This is a genomic window from Pseudomonas sp. ACN5, from assembly GCF_002303975.1.
GTDB lineage: Bacteria > Pseudomonadota > Gammaproteobacteria > Pseudomonadales > Pseudomonadaceae > Aquipseudomonas > Aquipseudomonas laurylsulfatiphila.
Genome location: NZ_MRCP01000007.1, coordinates 249,610 through 263,259, shown reverse-complemented (window position 1 = coordinate 263,259; position 13,650 = coordinate 249,610). Strand labels below are relative to the sequence as shown.

Sequence of the window (13,650 nt, the reverse complement as noted above, 5' to 3'; positions counted from 1 at the left end):
GATTTGTGTCGTTCACAAATCCCCTTGTGGGAGCGGGCTTGCTCGCGAAGGGGCCGGTAGAGACAACCTCAATGCCGGATCAGCTTGCAGCGCACCTCGGCACTCGCCTGCTGATTCAGCTCCAGCCAAAAAAGCGGCTTGCCGGCAATCTCGGCAGCAACCGGCAAACCATCGCGATACACCAGCCGATTGCTCGCCAGCGCCGGGACTTTCGCACCGGGCAATAGCGTGCCGGCGAGGTTCAGCGGATCGACCCCGCACACTGCGACCAAGCTCCCGTCATGGGGCCGACGTCGCACCTCCCGCAGCAAGGGAATCGCTTCGGGCAGGGCGAACTGCTCGCCCGCCAGGCCGCTGACAAACCGTCCTCCACGAATCTCGCCGCGTGCCTCCAGGCGATGGAAGGTGCGCAGCAGTTCACGCCAGCTCGGCAGCCACTCCGCCTCACGTTCCAGCAAGCGCCAGAACACCACACCGTAACGACGCAGCAAGGTCATGGCGATGTGTTCCAGGGTTTCGGCCGGCGTCGATGCGAGACGCTGGTTTCCCGCCACAGGAGCCGTTGGCGCGCGTCGCAACAAGGCCCAGCGCCCGGCGTCGTCCATGCCGCCGATGAATGCGCCGCGTCCACGCCGACTGTTGCGCGACTGGCGCTTGCTCGCCGGGGTGATCAGCGCGCGCAACCCGGCAAAGCTGTCGGCGTTCACCAGCCCCGCGCCCACCAGTTCCTGCAGGGCGATTTCCAGCTCCGAACGCAGCAGGTGCGCCTCATGGATCAGCTCGTCGAAAAACAGCGCGCCATGCTGACTGAGGGCGGCGTGGACTTTTTGCGTTTTCGGCGACAGTTCGCTCACCGGTGTCTGTTCGGTCAAGCCGCTCCAGAGGCCGACCCGATTGCGCGGCAGCAAGACAACCGGTGTGCTGCGCAGCGCGGTGCCGGCGCTTTTGTTGTGCGCCGTCAGGCGCGTCCACACCAGTCTGCCGCTGCGGCACAACTCATCCAGCCAGGTCGCCGAATAGTCCTTGATCCGTGCGGGCAGGATGTCGCTGTCCCAGGCGGAAGCGGCGGCGGGGTAGCCTTCCAATTGCCCGACGATGACTGGCAACACTGCAGCGCCCTGGCCCTGGCTTGCAGTCGACACATGCTGCCAGTCGAACAGGAATCGCATGAAATCCTGCAACGCCACCGGTTCGATTTCCCGGCGCAGGCGCTTGACCGTATAGCGGTGAATCCGCGCCAGCAAATGCCGCTCGCACCATTCTTCTTCGGCGATGCCCGGGGTGAAGCGACCGCGCAACACGTAGCCTTCGCGTTCCAGTTGCGCCAGGGCCTGGGTCACTTGTGCTGCGGGCATGCCGAGTGGTTCGGCAATGCGATCGAGGGCAAGTGGGCCGAAGGCGCTGAGCCGTGCGCGGATCATTTCGAGGACGGCTTCGTCGGGTGCCCAGGTTTCATCGAAGTCCGGCAGCGCTTGCAGCGGTGGCGTCAATTCGGCCTGTGGATAAATGGCCCGCAGGCAGGTCAGGCGCTCCAGCGCCAGCCACAACGATTGCCTGGCGTTGATCTGTAAACGGCTCGCGCGTCCGCTGTCGGCCAGGGTCTTGAGCCAGTCGAGCCAATGCGGATTGGCGCCGGCCTCGGCATCGGTGATGCACGCCAGGCTCATCAAGGCCTCGTGCATTTCATCGACACTGCAAGGCACCGGCCAGGCTTCGTCGCGCACGGCGGCAATCGCCTCGGCGTCCAGTGCACCGAGGTCGTCGGTGGATTGCGGATCGCTCCAGCGTCGATTGAGTACCGCTTGGGTGCGGCGTTCTTCAAGCGGTGCATCGTCGAGAAAGGTGTAGGGGCGGGCGCTGAGAATCTCCGCCGCCAGCGGCGAGGGCGCCGGCAGGTCTCGGCTGATCAGGCGGATGTCGCCGCGTTCCATGCGCCGCAACAAGGCCAGCCAGCCTTCAGTGTCCATGGCTTCGTGCAGGCAATCGTCAAGGGTCTGTTCCACCAGCGGATGGTCGGGAATCTCCCGTTCGCCAGCGAGGTTTTCCACACAGGCAATCTGATCGGGAAACACGCTGGCGATCAGGTCTTCGCTTTTCATCCGCTGGATCTGCGGCGGGACTTTGCGCCCGCCGCTGTAGCGCGGCAGCGCCAGGGCCACGCCGGCATTCCAGCGCCAGCGCACGCCGAACAGCGGGGCGTCGAGCACGGCCTGGATCAGGATGTGCTCGGCGCTGTTGCTATGCAGGTAGCGCCAGACATCGTCCAGTTCAAAGCTGTGGCTGGTGGACAGCGACAGCACGATGGCGTCTTCGCTGGCGGCGGCTTGCAGTTCGAAGTTGAAGGTGCGACAGAAACGCTTGCGCAGGGCCAAGCCCCAGGCGCGGTTGATGCGGCTGCCGAACGGCGTATGAATGACCAGTTGGGTGCCGCCGGACTCGTCGAAAAAACGCTCCATCAGCAGCGTGTCTTGGGATGGCAGGGCACCCAGCGTCTGTCGTGCGCGGGCCAGGTAGTCCACCAGTTGTTCGGCGCTGGCGAGGTTCAGGCCCAGGGTTTCGGTCAGCCAGTCCAGCGCTGGCTGCAAGTTGCCAGGCGCGGTACCCAGCAGGTCGTCGAGTTTTGCCTGCAGGCGCGCCACCGCCGAGGACAATTCGGCGCTGCGCCCCGGCGCTTCACCAAGCCAGAACGGAATGGTCGGCGGCTGACCCTGGGCATCCTCGACCCGCACCTTACCGGTTTCCACCCGCAGGATTCGATAGGAGGTATTGCCCAACTGGAAGATATCCCCGGCGATGCTTTCCACCGCGAAGTCTTCGTTGATGGTGCCGATGTTCAACCCTTGAGGCTCCAGCAGCACGGCGTAGTCGGCGTTGTCCGGAATGGTCCCGCCACTGGTCACTGCGGTCAGTTTTGCGCCACGGCGCCCGCGCAGGGTGCGGCTCACGGCGTCGCGGTGCAGGTAGGCGCTACGGATGCCCTGACGCCCGTTGTAGCCCTCGGCGAGCATCTGCAGCAGCGCCTGATAGTGTTTGTCGTCGAGTCCGGCGTAGGGAGAGGCGCGGCGCAGCATCTCCAGCAGCGCTTGCTCGGGCCATTCCTGGCAACTGACTTCGGCGATGATCTGCTGCGCCAGCACGTCCAGCGGCGCCTGCGGGATCAGCAAGGTATCGAGTTCGCCCCGGCGCACGCAGTCGAGCAGCGCGGCGCATTCGATCAGGTCGTCGCGGGTGGTGGCGAACAAGCGGCCCTTGGGCGTGCCGCCGACCTGGTGCCCGGAACGGCCGACCCGTTGCAGAAAACCGGCAATCGAACGCGGCGAGGCGATCTGGCACACCAGGTCGACGTCGCCGATGTCGATCCCCAGTTCCAGCGATGCCGTGGCGATCAGCACTTGCAGGTCGCCACGCTTGAGCCGCTGCTCGGCGTCCAGGCGAAACTCCTTGGCCAGGCTGCCGTGGTGGGCCGCTACGGCGTCCTTGCCCAGGCGTTCGCTCAGGTGACGGCTCAGGCGCTCGGCCAAACGCCGGGTGTTGACGAAAATCAGCGTGGTCCGGTGTTCCCGGGCGAGGGCGGCGAGGCGGTCGTAGACCAACTCCCAGACATCGTTGGCCATCACGGCCGACAGCGGCACGGGCGGCACTTCGATGTCCAGGTCACGGGGGCGGGCGTGGCCGATGTCGATGATTTCGCACGGGCGGTCGCGACCGACCAGGAAACGCGATACTGCTTCGATGGGTTTTTGCGTGGCCGACAGACCGATGCGCAGCAGCGGCTCGGGGCAGAGTGCCTGCAGGCGTTCAAGGCTCAGGGCCAGATGGCTGCCGCGCTTGCTGGCGGCCATGGCATGGATTTCGTCGATGATCACCGTTTGTGTCGTACCGAGCATCTGCCGACCGGAGTCGGAACCGAGCAGCACGTACAGGGATTCCGGTGTGGTCACCAGAATGTGCGGCGCCGTCTTGCGCATCGCCGAGCGGTCTTTTTGCGGTGTATCGCCGGTGCGCACGGCGGTGCTGATCTGCAGTTCGGGCAGGCCCATCACACGCAGTTGCTCGGTAATGCCGGCCAACGGGGTTTGCAGGTTGATCCGGATGTCGTTGGACAGCGCCTTGAGCGGCGAGACGTAGACCACCAGCGTTGCGTCGGGCAAGCCTTCGGGGCTTTCCAGGCCGCGGTGCACCAGGTCGTCGATGACGGCGAGAAACGCGGTGAGGGTCTTGCCGGAGCCGGTGGGCGCGGCGACCAGGGTCGAGCGGCGCTGGCGGATCAATGGCCACGCCCGGGCCTGGGCGGCGGTGACCGCTGCGAATGTGTGGCTGAACCAGGCGCTGACGGCGGGGTGGAAGCCGCTCAGGGCACTGTCTGCGGGGATGGGCAGGTTCATGCAGCAAGTTATGCGGGTGGGGGGCGCAAGATGCAAGTACCACTTGGGGATCTCTATTGGCTGACACGGCCCCTTCGCGGGCAAGCCCGCTCCCACAGGGGATCGGCGGTGTACCCACATCCAGTGTGGGAGCGGGCTTGCCCGCGAAGGGGCCAGTAGCAGCGCCGCAAATCCCGGACATCTACACTTTACGGATGACGGTTGCGCACTAAACCCGCAAAATGCAACGATTCCGGCAATTACCAACGACATCGCCTTGGGGCTATGTCGATATAGCCATCGTTCCAATCAGACTGGGCCTGCTGACTCTATGCGAATGCGCCTTATGTTACTGGGCGGCGGAAATGCCCTTGGGCAGGCGCTGATTCGCCTCGGTGCGGAGGAAGACATCGGTTTCCTCGCCCCCCGCCCGCCGCAAGACGGCTGGGATGCCGCGAGCCTGACACAACTGCTCGACGACACCCGTCCCGATGCATTGATCAACCTTGCCTACTACTTCGACTGGTTTCAGGCCGAAGCGGTCAGCGAACAGCGTCTGGCCGGCCAGGAGCGCGCGATCGAGCGTCTGGCGGAACTGTGCCAGCACCACAACATCGTTCTGCTGCAACCTTCCAGCTACCGCGTGTTCGACGGTTCCCGCGCAACGGCCTACAGCGAAAAAGACGAACCCGTGCCCTTGGGCTTGCGGGGGCAGGCGTTGTGGCGGATTGAGCAAAGCGTTCGCGCCACCTGCCCGCAACACGTGCTGCTGCGTTTCGGCTGGCTGCTGGACGACAGCCCGGATGGCGCCCTTGGTCGCTTCCTCGCCCGTGCCGAACAACCCGAAGAACTGCTGATGGCCGACGACCGGCGCGGCAATCCAACGCCGGTCGACGATGCCGCCCGCGTGATCATTTCAGTGCTCAAGCAACTCGATTGCGCAGCGCCACTGTGGGGCACCTACCACTACGCCGGGCATGAGGCGACGACACCGCTGGCGCTGGGGCAGGCGATTCTGGCCGAAGCCCGCAGCCTGCATCCGCTGGCCATCGAAGCGCCGACCGCCCAGGCCCACGCCGCGCGTCCGGATGCTGCGGAAGAGCCGCAACACGCGGTATTGGCCTGCAAAAAAATTCTGCACACCTTCGGGATCAAACCACGCGCCTGGCGTGCGGCGCTTCCCGGTCTACTGGACAGGTTCTATCGCCATGGCTGACGGCCCCGTTTTGATCACCGGTGGTGCCGGTTTCATTGGTTCGCACCTGACTGACGCCCTGCTCGCCAAGGGCCATGCGGTGCGGATTCTCGATGACCTGTCCACTGGCAAGCGCAGCAATCTGCCACTGGATAATCCCAAGGTCGAACTGATCGTCGGCGACGTGGCCGATGCGGCTGTGGTCGCCCAGGCGATGGCTGGTTGCAGCGCCGTGGCGCACCTGGCCGCCGTGGCGTCGGTGCAGGCCTCGGTGGACGATCCGGTGCGCACGCACCAGAGCAACTTCATCGGCACGCTGAACGTCTGCGAAGCCATGCGCCAGGCCGGGGTCAAGCGCGTGCTGTTCGCCTCCAGCGCGGCGGTGTATGGCAACAATGGCGAGGGCGAGTCGATCGACGAAGACACGCCAAAGGCGCCGTTGACGCCGTATGCGGTGGACAAACTGGCCAGCGAGCAGTACTTCGACTTCTACCGTCGCCAGCATGCACTGGAGCCGGTGATTTTCCGCTTCTTCAACATCTTCGGCCCGCGTCAGGATCCGTCCTCGCCGTACTCCGGGGTGATCAGCATTTTCAGCGAACGCGCACTGAAGGGCTTGCCGATCACCGTGTTCGGCGATGGTGAGCAGACCCGGGATTTTGTCTACGTCGAAGACCTGGTCGACTTGCTGGTGCAGGCCATCGAGAAGCCCCGGGCCGAGGTCGGTGCGGTCAACGTTGGCTGGAACCAGGCGACGACCCTCAAGCAAATGCTCGAAGCGCTTGAAGCCGTGGTCGGCCAGCTGCCGCCGGTAAGCTACGGCCCGGCGCGCTCCGGTGACATCCGTCATTCCCGGGCGAACAACCAGCGTCTGCTGGAGCGCTTCACTACCAAGGAGCAGACACCGATGCGTGTGGGGCTGGCGCGGTTGCTGGGGCGATAGATCGCTTTCCTCGCAGACATGAAAAAGGCGCCTTTTGACAGGCGCCTTTTTCACGGCCGGAATTTACTTACAGCGTGTGCAACTTCTATGGCGAGGGAGCTTGCTCCAGATCGACTCCGTCACGGTCGTCATCAGTATTGAGTTTGCTCGCCACGGCCTCATCCACCACCACGTGAACGTTACTTAGAACTTGTAGCCCAGACCGACCATGTAGACGAACGGATCCACATCCACATCGACCTTGGCCCGGGTGCCCGGTGCAATGGCGTTGTTTTCCACAGTGGCGGTGGTATCGATGTCGATGTAGCGCACCTGGGCGTTAATCATCACGTTGTCGGTCAGCATGTAGTCAGCACCGACCTGCCAGGCCAGACCCCATGAGTTATCCGCCTTGAAATTGCTGAAACCGGCGGACTGGGCTCGGCTGCCGACATGTTCGTCGTAGATATAGGTGTAGTTGATGCCACCGCCGATGTACGGTTGGAACGCCGACTTGGGATCCAGCGGGTAATACACCAGGCTCAAGGTTGGCGGCAGCTGTTTGATGCTACCGAGCTTGCCGTTGGCAGGGGCCAGCGCGGTGCCCTTGATTTTCACATCATGTTCGAAGGGGGTTGCCGCCAGCAGCTCGATACCCAGGTGGTTGGTGAGCATGTAGGCGAAGTTCAAGCCCAGTTGCGTGTCGCTGCTCAGGGTCGCCTTGCCACCCAGGTCGGCACCCGCCAGCGGGCCTTGATCAACCTTGACGCTGGAGCTGTCGGCTTCCGGGTCGACGGTGATGGCGCCGGCACGAAGGATGATGTCACCGGCTTCGAAAGCATTGGCGAGCGGGGCTGCGAGCGCGAGGGCAACCAGCGAAGCGCTGAGCAAGGACTTGTTCATGGGGGCTCCAGAGGACGTTAAAAATGTTCGATGTCCAATGGTAAGGCGCCTAACGATTCGGTCTTTTGATGCAGCTCAATGAAAGTGGGGAGGGAGTGATTTTTGTGGTGTTGCTGATGGCCTCATCGCGAGCAAGCTCGCTCCCACAGGGGATTTGAGTCGAGACACAGATCAAGTGTGGGAGCGAGCTTGCTCGCGATGACTGACTTTAAAGCAACCCATGACTACCGGACTCACTCCGGCAATTCATACAGATAAATCTTGTCCGCCTCCATCTGATACCCGGCATCCGCCAGTTCGCTGGTGGACGCCTTGACCTGCAATGCGCCCTCGATCCAGTACGGCTGATACAACTCGTCCAGCTTCACGCCGACTTCGCTTTTGACGTGCACGATCTGGTTCGACGGCGGTGGCGGTACGTGAATGCAGGCGCCGAAATACGGCACCAGCAGAAACTCCGTGGTGCGTCCTTCCTCGCTCACTTCCAGCGGCACGATGTAACCCGGCAGGCGAATATTCTGGCCATCGAGGGTCTTGACCACCGGTGCGTTGGGCAAGTCTTGTTTGGCGGCGGGCGCCGACTCGGCTGACAGTGCGGTGCTCATCTGCGACAGATCGTGCAGCGGCGTCATGTTCGGCACTTCTTTCGGCGCATCCGGCGGAATCATCTCCGACCAGGTCAGGTCTCGCGGCTGGGCTGCCCACAGGGGCAGGGCGACCAGCATCAACAGCGCAAGTACAGCGCGGGGCATTTTCAGCGTCCTCATAAACGGATCGACAGGCCATCGGCCAGGGATTGGCGATAGGCGCGCCAGGCCGGCACGCTGCCCATCAGCAACGCGGCGATCAGGATGCCACCGAGCAGCTTCCATTCATACTCGCTCGGCCAGGACAGCGGCAGATACAGACCATAGTTGGCCTGCACATAACCCTGGGCCGCCGCAATGCACACATACAGCAACGCCACGCCAGCGATCACGCCCGACAGCGCCAGGGCGAAAGCTTCGAGCACCAGCAGCGTCGCGATGTGCCAGGGTCGCGCACCCACCGAGCGCAGGATCGCCATTTCCCGACGGCGTTCGTTGAGGCTGGTGAGAATGGCCGTGAGCATGCCGATCAACCCGGTCAGCACCACAAACAGCGAGACCACGAACAAGGCTTTTTCCGCCGTGCCCATCAGGCTCCACAGCTCTTGCAGCGCCACGCCCGGCAGGATCGCCAGCATTGGCTCACCACGGAATTCATTGATTTCCCGTTGCAGGGCAAAGGTCGAAATCTTGTTGTTCAGACCGAGCATGAACGCGGTGATCGCTTGCGGCGTGAGGTCCATGTTACGTGCCTGATCGGCCGTGATTCGGCCCTCGCCCCGGGCCGGCACGCCGTTATGCCAGTCGATGTGAATCGCTTCCATACCGCCAAGGCTGATGTGCAGCGTGCGGTCCACCGGCGTGCCGGTGCGTTTGAGAATGCCGACCACGGTGAACGGCTTGTCGTCGTGCTTGACCAGACTGATCGCCGCCACGCCGTGGGCCAGCACCAGTTTGTCACCGAGTTTGTAGTGCAGTGCCTCGGCCACTTCGGCACCGAGCACCACTTCGAACGGGTCGGTCGCAAACGCCCGGCCATCGGCCAGCTCCAGGTGTTGCTGGCGGCCATACTGGTAATGCTCGAAGTAGGCTTCGGTGGTGCCCATCACCCGATAGCCGCGATGGGAATCACCGAGAGACATCGGGATCGCCCATTTCACTTTCGGGTTGCTGGCGAAGTGCTCGAAGCTGTCCCAGCGGATGTTGTTGGTGGCGTTACCGATGCGGAATACCGAGTACAGCAACAGGTTCACCGAACCTGAGCGGGCGCCGACGATCAGGTCGGTACCGCTGATGGTGCTGGCGAAACTGGCCTTGGCTTCAGTGCGCACGCGCTCCACCACCAGCAGCAGGCACACCGACAAGGCGATGGCGAACGCCGTGAGGATCGCGGTGAAGCGGCGGTTAGCCAGGCTGGCCATGGCTAGACGAAACAGATACATCTCAGACCTCGGACGGGGTGGCGGCGCGATTGAGTTCGGCCAGCGACAGGTTGTGATCGAACAGCGGCGCCAGGCTCTGGTCGTGGCTGACGAACAACAGGCTCGAGCCGGCTTCGCGGCACTCGGCGAACAGCAGGCGAATGAAGTTCTCACGGGCGTCGTAATCGAGGGCCGAGGTCGGCTCGTCGGCGATCACCAGTTCCGGTTGCCCGATCAGTGCACGGGCGGCGGCGACCCGTTGCTGCTGGCCGATGGACAACGAATCGGCGCGGCGACCGAGGATGTTCGCATCCTTCAGACCCAGGTGGGCGAGCAGCGTCGCGGCCGCTTTGTCGACGCTGCCATGACGCTGTTTCGCCCGTTCGGCACGCAGTGTCGAGAAGTGGCAGGGCAGTTCGACGTTTTCACGCACCGACAGAAACGGCAGCAGGTTGAACTGCTGGAAGATGTAGCCGGTGTGATCGACGCGGAAGTGGTCGCGGGCGCCGGCCGACAGCTGCGTCAGCTCCTGGCCGAGCAGGCGGATGCTGCCGCGATCGGGTTTTTGCACGCCGCCGAGCAGACCGAGCAGGGTGGTCTTGCCGCTACCGCTGGGACCTTTGAGAAACAGGGTTTCACCGCGCTCCAGGCGAAACGCCGGGATGTCCAGCAGTGGCGGGTGACCGGGCCAGCTGAAGCCCAGGTCGGACAGTTCGATGAGTGCTTGGGTCATGTGAAACCGGTCAGGTTAGTGGTGAACCCCTGTGGGCGCGGGCTTGCTCGCGAATGCGGTGTGTCAGAGACATTGATGCAAACTGATACGGCGCTTTCGCGAGCAAGCCCGCTCCCACATTTGATTTGCGGTGGATCAGAATTTCAGGGTGGCAGCCTTGGCCGTCACATCAACGCCTTGCTGCCCGCTCGGGCCGATCAGTTGTACCTGAATCGTCCGAGTGGCCGGGAATGAGTTGAACATGTTCGCCAGGTCCAGGGTCTTCAATGCGTCCGGTGTGGCGCAGGTGAACTGATAATGAGCGTGGATTTCGCTGTGGTCGTGATGATGCTCGTCCTTGGCGTCTTCATCATGGTCATCGTCGGCATCGGGCGTGTCACCGAACAACGGGCTTTCCAGTTCCTGGTTTTCCACCACGCAACCGGCGGCTTTCGGCAGGTTGAACAGGGCCAGCGGTTGTTCAAGCAGAGCGCGGGCCGCGGCGACTTTGGCTTTGTCGGCATCGCTGGTGGCGACGTGTTCGAACCCCACCAGGTTCATGGCCGGGCTTTGCAGTTCCAGCGCCAGGGTCTTGCCGTCCAGCGCCGCGTTCAGGCGCCCAACGCCATGTTCGTGGGCGCCCAGGCTGCCATGCTCGTGATCGTGTTCATCGGCGGCATGGGCGACAGCCAGCGGCAGCATGGCAAACGGCAGAGCGAGGAGCAGACAACGCATGGCGAGTCTCCGAAAAGTAAAATGAAGAAAATGTTATGTAATCTTATAACGTAAGTGTGGAGAGTTTGACTGCCTGCTTGGCGTTGCACAAGTCCCATGGGAGCATGCAGGGAAGAAAAGTGCGGGAGCAGACTTATGTTGCGAATTCGCGGAAGCATCGGCGACTGGCCGGTGGATCTGACCCTGGAGATGGACGATGCGGACTGGGCGCGACTAGGGGCGCAGTTGCAGGTAGAAAAAAACCCGGTCAGCGCCCCGGTGGCGAAACCGCTGAATCAGGATGATGCGCTGTGGCAGATCGCCCGGGATTTGCTGCGTCAGGCCGGACAGTTGAGTGGACCGGACTTGCTCGATCAATTGGAAGGCCTGACCGGCAGTGCGGCGGCGGGCAAGCGCCTGCTGGTGCGTTTGCGCCATTGTGCGGATGTGAAAGTGGAAAGCGGCGGCGATACACCGTTGTACCGCTGGTTGTAGGAGCGAGCTTGCTCGCGAAGAGCCTCAGGGCACCGCGGTCATACCGGTAGCCCTCATTATCGTTGACGCCCATCGCGAGCAAGCTCGCTCCTACAAGGGCAATTCAATACAGCGCGGCAAACAATTTACGACGGTACGTGCTCACCAGCGGGTGATCATTGCCCAGCAACTCGAACACTTGCAGCAAGGTCTTGTGCGGCAAACCTTCGCTGTAGCTGCGGTTGCGGATGAACAACTTCAGCAAAGCATCCAGCGCAGCGTCGTACTGCTGACGGGCCAGTTGCTGGATCGCCAGTTGATAGACCGCTTCATCGTCCAGCGGGTCTTTTGCCAGCCGTGCCTTCAGGTCGGCGGCGTCCGGCAGGTCCTTGGCCAAACCGAGAAACTTGATCTGCGCCTTGGCGCCGGCCAGCGCGGCCTTGTGCTCGTCGCTCTTGACCGCATCCAGCACGGTTTGTGCCTCGCCCAGTTCACCGCGCTCGGTCAGGCAGCGGGCGTACAGGATCAGCGCCTTGGCGTTGGTATTGTCTTCACCCAGGATCACCTTGAGCAATGCTTCGGCATCGGCAAAGCGGCTGTCGTCGAACAACGCCTGGGCCTGTTCGAACGGATCGGCGGCGGCCGGTGGCGGCATCTGCACATGGGGTTCGAGCAGGGCGCGCACGGCGGATTCAGGCTGGGCACCGGCAAAGCCGTCGACAGGCTGGCCGTCCTTGAACAGCACCACGGTCGGCAGGCTGCGGATGCCGAAGCGGGCGACGATGTCTTGCTCGAGGTCGCAGTTGACCTTGGCCAGCAGCAACTCACCCTGATAGCTCTCGGCAATGCTCTGCAACATTGGCATCAGCACTTTGCAGGGCGCGCACCATTCGGCCCAGAAATCCACCAGCACCGGCTTGTGGAAAGAGTTCTCGATCACCGACTGGTCGAAATCGGCAGTCGTGGCGTCGAAGATGTACGGCGTTTCCTGACTCATGGGCAATCTCTTGGAAGCGTGAATGGGGCAACTATACGGCTTGGTGGGGGGCGGCCGGAAGCGGTTGGCCGTGAGAGGTGTGTTGCCTGACAGGGCGCCTTCGCGGGCAAGCCCGCTCCCACAGGGATTGAAGTCGCCACAAGATGTGTGGTTCACACCAACCATTGTGGGAGCGGGCTTGCCCGCGAAGCTTTTAACTAGCGCTGCGCATGGTAGAGGCTCACATGCCTAAACTCGTGGGGTTCGGCCAGATCCGGCAGGGTCATGGCCTCGAGCATTTCGATGCGCCGGTACAACGGATGGCGAAAATCCCGTACACGGGAATCCGCCACCAGCGCCTCTCGGCCGCGACTGAGGAACTGGTCGAGCAGCGGCAGGTTCGCCCGGTCGTACAGCACATCCGCCACCAGAATCAGATCGAAGCGATCAGCCTCGGCGAAAAAGTCCGTCGAGTAGTTGAGCTGCACGTCATTGAGCTCGGCATTCGCCCGACACGCGGCAATCGCCAGTGGATCGAGGTCGCAGGCCAGCACTTCCAGTGCGCCGGCCCTGGCGGCGGCAATCCCCGCCACCCCGGAGCCAGCGCCGAAATCCAGCACCCGCTTGCCTTCGACCCAGTGCGGGTTTGCGGCCAGATAGCGGGCTACGGCCAGGCCGCTGGCCCAGCAGAAACTCCAGTACGGGGGTTCATGCAGGATGCGCCGGGTTTCTTCGGGGCTGAAGGCGCGGTCCATGTTGTCGCCGTCGATCAGCCACAGCTTCAAATCGGTTTCGGGCAACGGGCAGGCCACCAATTGTGCATCACCCAGCAGTTCAACCAAGGCCCGTTGCAGGTCGAGCGGTGCACTCATGGGGCTTTGACGAATTGCAATTGGCCCAGGGCCTGGGTGGTCGGCTGGGTAATCAGTTGCGACGGCAAGTGCAGGATCAACTGGCCGGACTGGCTGGCGCGGCCTCGCAGTTCCACGCGGGCGCCGGACGGGAAGGACTCAGGATTGAAGCGCAGGTGAAACGGCAATACCTGGTTGTTGCCAATCAGGCTGGAACTGGCGAGCAATTGTTGCGGGCGGTCTTTCTCGTCGATCACCAGCAATGCCAGCTCGACTTCAGCACCGGCCGGCACGCCCTGCAGGGTGCCGCTCAGCTCACGCTGATAGGCAGGCAGGGGGCCGAGGTCTGCAGCCTCCCGGGCTTTCTTCTGCGCTTGCTGCGGTGCCGGGCCAGGTGTTGGCGGCTGGGGCTTGGGTGCATCGCTGCTGCAAGCCACCAGGAGGCTGAAAACACTGAGCAAAATGAGCGGACGTAACGACATTGGTGGCTCCATAAAGCTGAATTCCATGGATCAAGTGATCATCCCGTCT

At 63.0% G+C, this 13,650-nt stretch carries 12 protein-coding genes; 3 read left to right on the top strand and 9 right to left on the bottom strand.

What is annotated here, in order from left to right:
- Nucleotides 1–68: 68 nt before the first annotated feature.
- Nucleotides 69–4,385, bottom strand: coding sequence for a DNA glycosylase AlkZ-like family protein (locus BSF40_RS15630; RefSeq protein ID WP_095965763.1), 4,317 nt, complete (start codon nucleotides 4,383–4,385; stop codon nucleotides 69–71).
- A 310-nt stretch (nucleotides 4,386–4,695) separates the two neighbouring features.
- On the opposite strand from BSF40_RS15630, the gene BSF40_RS15625 reads away from it, so the two are divergent.
- Nucleotides 4,696–5,580 (top strand): sugar nucleotide-binding protein, encoded by an 885-nt coding sequence (locus BSF40_RS15625; protein WP_015097021.1) that lies wholly within the window; start codon nucleotides 4,696–4,698, stop codon nucleotides 5,578–5,580.
- Nucleotides 5,573–6,502 carry an NAD-dependent epimerase/dehydratase family protein gene (locus BSF40_RS15620; RefSeq protein ID WP_095965762.1) on the top strand — a complete coding sequence of 310 codons (930 nt, stop codon included), beginning with the start codon at nucleotides 5,573–5,575 and terminating at the stop codon, nucleotides 6,500–6,502. Before BSF40_RS15625 ends, BSF40_RS15620 begins: the two co-directional genes overlap by 8 nt.
- A 183-nt stretch (nucleotides 6,503–6,685) precedes the next feature.
- Here BSF40_RS15620 and BSF40_RS15615 read toward each other — a convergent pair whose 3' ends face one another.
- The 5 genes from BSF40_RS15615 to BSF40_RS15595 all read right to left on the bottom strand — a co-directional run bounded on the left by BSF40_RS15615 (nucleotide 6,686) and on the right by BSF40_RS15595 (nucleotide 10,839).
- On the bottom strand, nucleotides 6,686–7,384 hold the full coding sequence (locus tag BSF40_RS15615) for an OmpW family protein (RefSeq protein WP_095965761.1): 699 nt from the start codon (nucleotides 7,382–7,384) through the stop codon (nucleotides 6,686–6,688).
- A 233-nt stretch (nucleotides 7,385–7,617) separates the two neighbouring features.
- On the bottom strand, nucleotides 7,618–8,136 hold the full coding sequence (locus BSF40_RS15610; RefSeq protein ID WP_095965760.1) for a DUF3299 domain-containing protein: 519 nt from the start codon (nucleotides 8,134–8,136) through the stop codon (nucleotides 7,618–7,620).
- Between the two features lie 11 nt (nucleotides 8,137–8,147).
- Nucleotides 8,148–9,413, bottom strand: a complete 1,266-nt coding sequence (locus BSF40_RS15605) for an ABC transporter permease (RefSeq protein WP_095965759.1) — start codon at nucleotides 9,411–9,413, stop codon at nucleotides 8,148–8,150.
- A gap of 1 nt (nucleotide 9,414) precedes the next feature.
- The gene (locus tag BSF40_RS15600; protein ID WP_095965758.1) at nucleotides 9,415–10,125 is read right to left on the bottom strand and encodes an ABC transporter ATP-binding protein; all 711 of its coding nucleotides are present in this window, start codon (nucleotides 10,123–10,125) and stop codon (nucleotides 9,415–9,417) included.
- A 135-nt stretch (nucleotides 10,126–10,260) separates the two neighbouring features.
- Nucleotides 10,261–10,839 carry a DUF2796 domain-containing protein gene (locus BSF40_RS15595; protein WP_095965757.1) on the bottom strand — a complete coding sequence of 193 codons (579 nt, stop codon included), beginning with the start codon at nucleotides 10,837–10,839 and terminating at the stop codon, nucleotides 10,261–10,263.
- Between the two features lie 135 nt (nucleotides 10,840–10,974).
- Between BSF40_RS15595 and BSF40_RS15590 the strand changes: the two genes are divergently transcribed.
- The gene (locus BSF40_RS15590) at nucleotides 10,975–11,313 is read left to right on the top strand and encodes a hypothetical protein (RefSeq protein ID WP_095965756.1); all 339 of its coding nucleotides are present in this window, start codon (nucleotides 10,975–10,977) and stop codon (nucleotides 11,311–11,313) included.
- Between the two features lie 103 nt (nucleotides 11,314–11,416).
- On the opposite strand, the gene trxA is transcribed toward BSF40_RS15590, so the two are convergent.
- From trxA to BSF40_RS15575, 3 genes are all read right to left on the bottom strand, one after another.
- Nucleotides 11,417–12,289: a thioredoxin gene (trxA, locus tag BSF40_RS15585; protein ID WP_095965755.1), complete on the bottom strand. Its 873-nt coding sequence runs from the start codon at nucleotides 12,287–12,289 to the stop codon at nucleotides 11,417–11,419.
- Between the two features lie 197 nt (nucleotides 12,290–12,486).
- Complete coding sequence (locus BSF40_RS15580) at nucleotides 12,487–13,140, bottom strand: methyltransferase (protein WP_095965754.1); 654 nt, start codon at nucleotides 13,138–13,140, stop codon at nucleotides 12,487–12,489.
- Nucleotides 13,137–13,601: a YbaY family lipoprotein gene (locus tag BSF40_RS15575; protein ID WP_095965753.1), complete on the bottom strand. Its 465-nt coding sequence runs from the start codon at nucleotides 13,599–13,601 to the stop codon at nucleotides 13,137–13,139. The genes BSF40_RS15580 and BSF40_RS15575 overlap by 4 nt, the downstream gene beginning before the upstream one ends.
- Nucleotides 13,602–13,650: the final 49 nt, after the last annotated feature.

Bases quoted from the DNA above. Each gene is read 5' to 3' on its own strand.
- BSF40_RS15630 (WP_095965763.1), bottom strand. From the start codon at position 4,385: ATGAACCTGCCCATCCCCGCAGACAGTGCCCTGAGCGGCTTCCACCCC.
- BSF40_RS15625 (WP_015097021.1), top strand. From the start codon at position 4,696: ATGCGAATGCGCCTTATGTTACTGGGCGGCGGAAATGCCCTTGGGCAG.
- BSF40_RS15620 (WP_095965762.1), top strand. From the start codon at position 5,573: ATGGCTGACGGCCCCGTTTTGATCACCGGTGGTGCCGGTTTCATTGGT.
- BSF40_RS15615 (WP_095965761.1), bottom strand. From the start codon at position 7,384: ATGAACAAGTCCTTGCTCAGCGCTTCGCTGGTTGCCCTCGCGCTCGCA.
- BSF40_RS15610 (WP_095965760.1), bottom strand. From the start codon at position 8,136: ATGCCCCGCGCTGTACTTGCGCTGTTGATGCTGGTCGCCCTGCCCCTG.
- BSF40_RS15605 (WP_095965759.1), bottom strand. From the start codon at position 9,413: ATGTATCTGTTTCGTCTAGCCATGGCCAGCCTGGCTAACCGCCGCTTC.
- BSF40_RS15600 (WP_095965758.1), bottom strand. From the start codon at position 10,125: ATGACCCAAGCACTCATCGAACTGTCCGACCTGGGCTTCAGCTGGCCC.
- BSF40_RS15595 (WP_095965757.1), bottom strand. From the start codon at position 10,839: ATGCGTTGTCTGCTCCTCGCTCTGCCGTTTGCCATGCTGCCGCTGGCT.
- BSF40_RS15590 (WP_095965756.1), top strand. From the start codon at position 10,975: ATGTTGCGAATTCGCGGAAGCATCGGCGACTGGCCGGTGGATCTGACC.
- trxA (WP_095965755.1), bottom strand. From the start codon at position 12,289: ATGAGTCAGGAAACGCCGTACATCTTCGACGCCACGACTGCCGATTTC.
- BSF40_RS15580 (WP_095965754.1), bottom strand. From the start codon at position 13,140: ATGAGTGCACCGCTCGACCTGCAACGGGCCTTGGTTGAACTGCTGGGT.
- BSF40_RS15575 (WP_095965753.1), bottom strand. From the start codon at position 13,601: ATGTCGTTACGTCCGCTCATTTTGCTCAGTGTTTTCAGCCTCCTGGTG.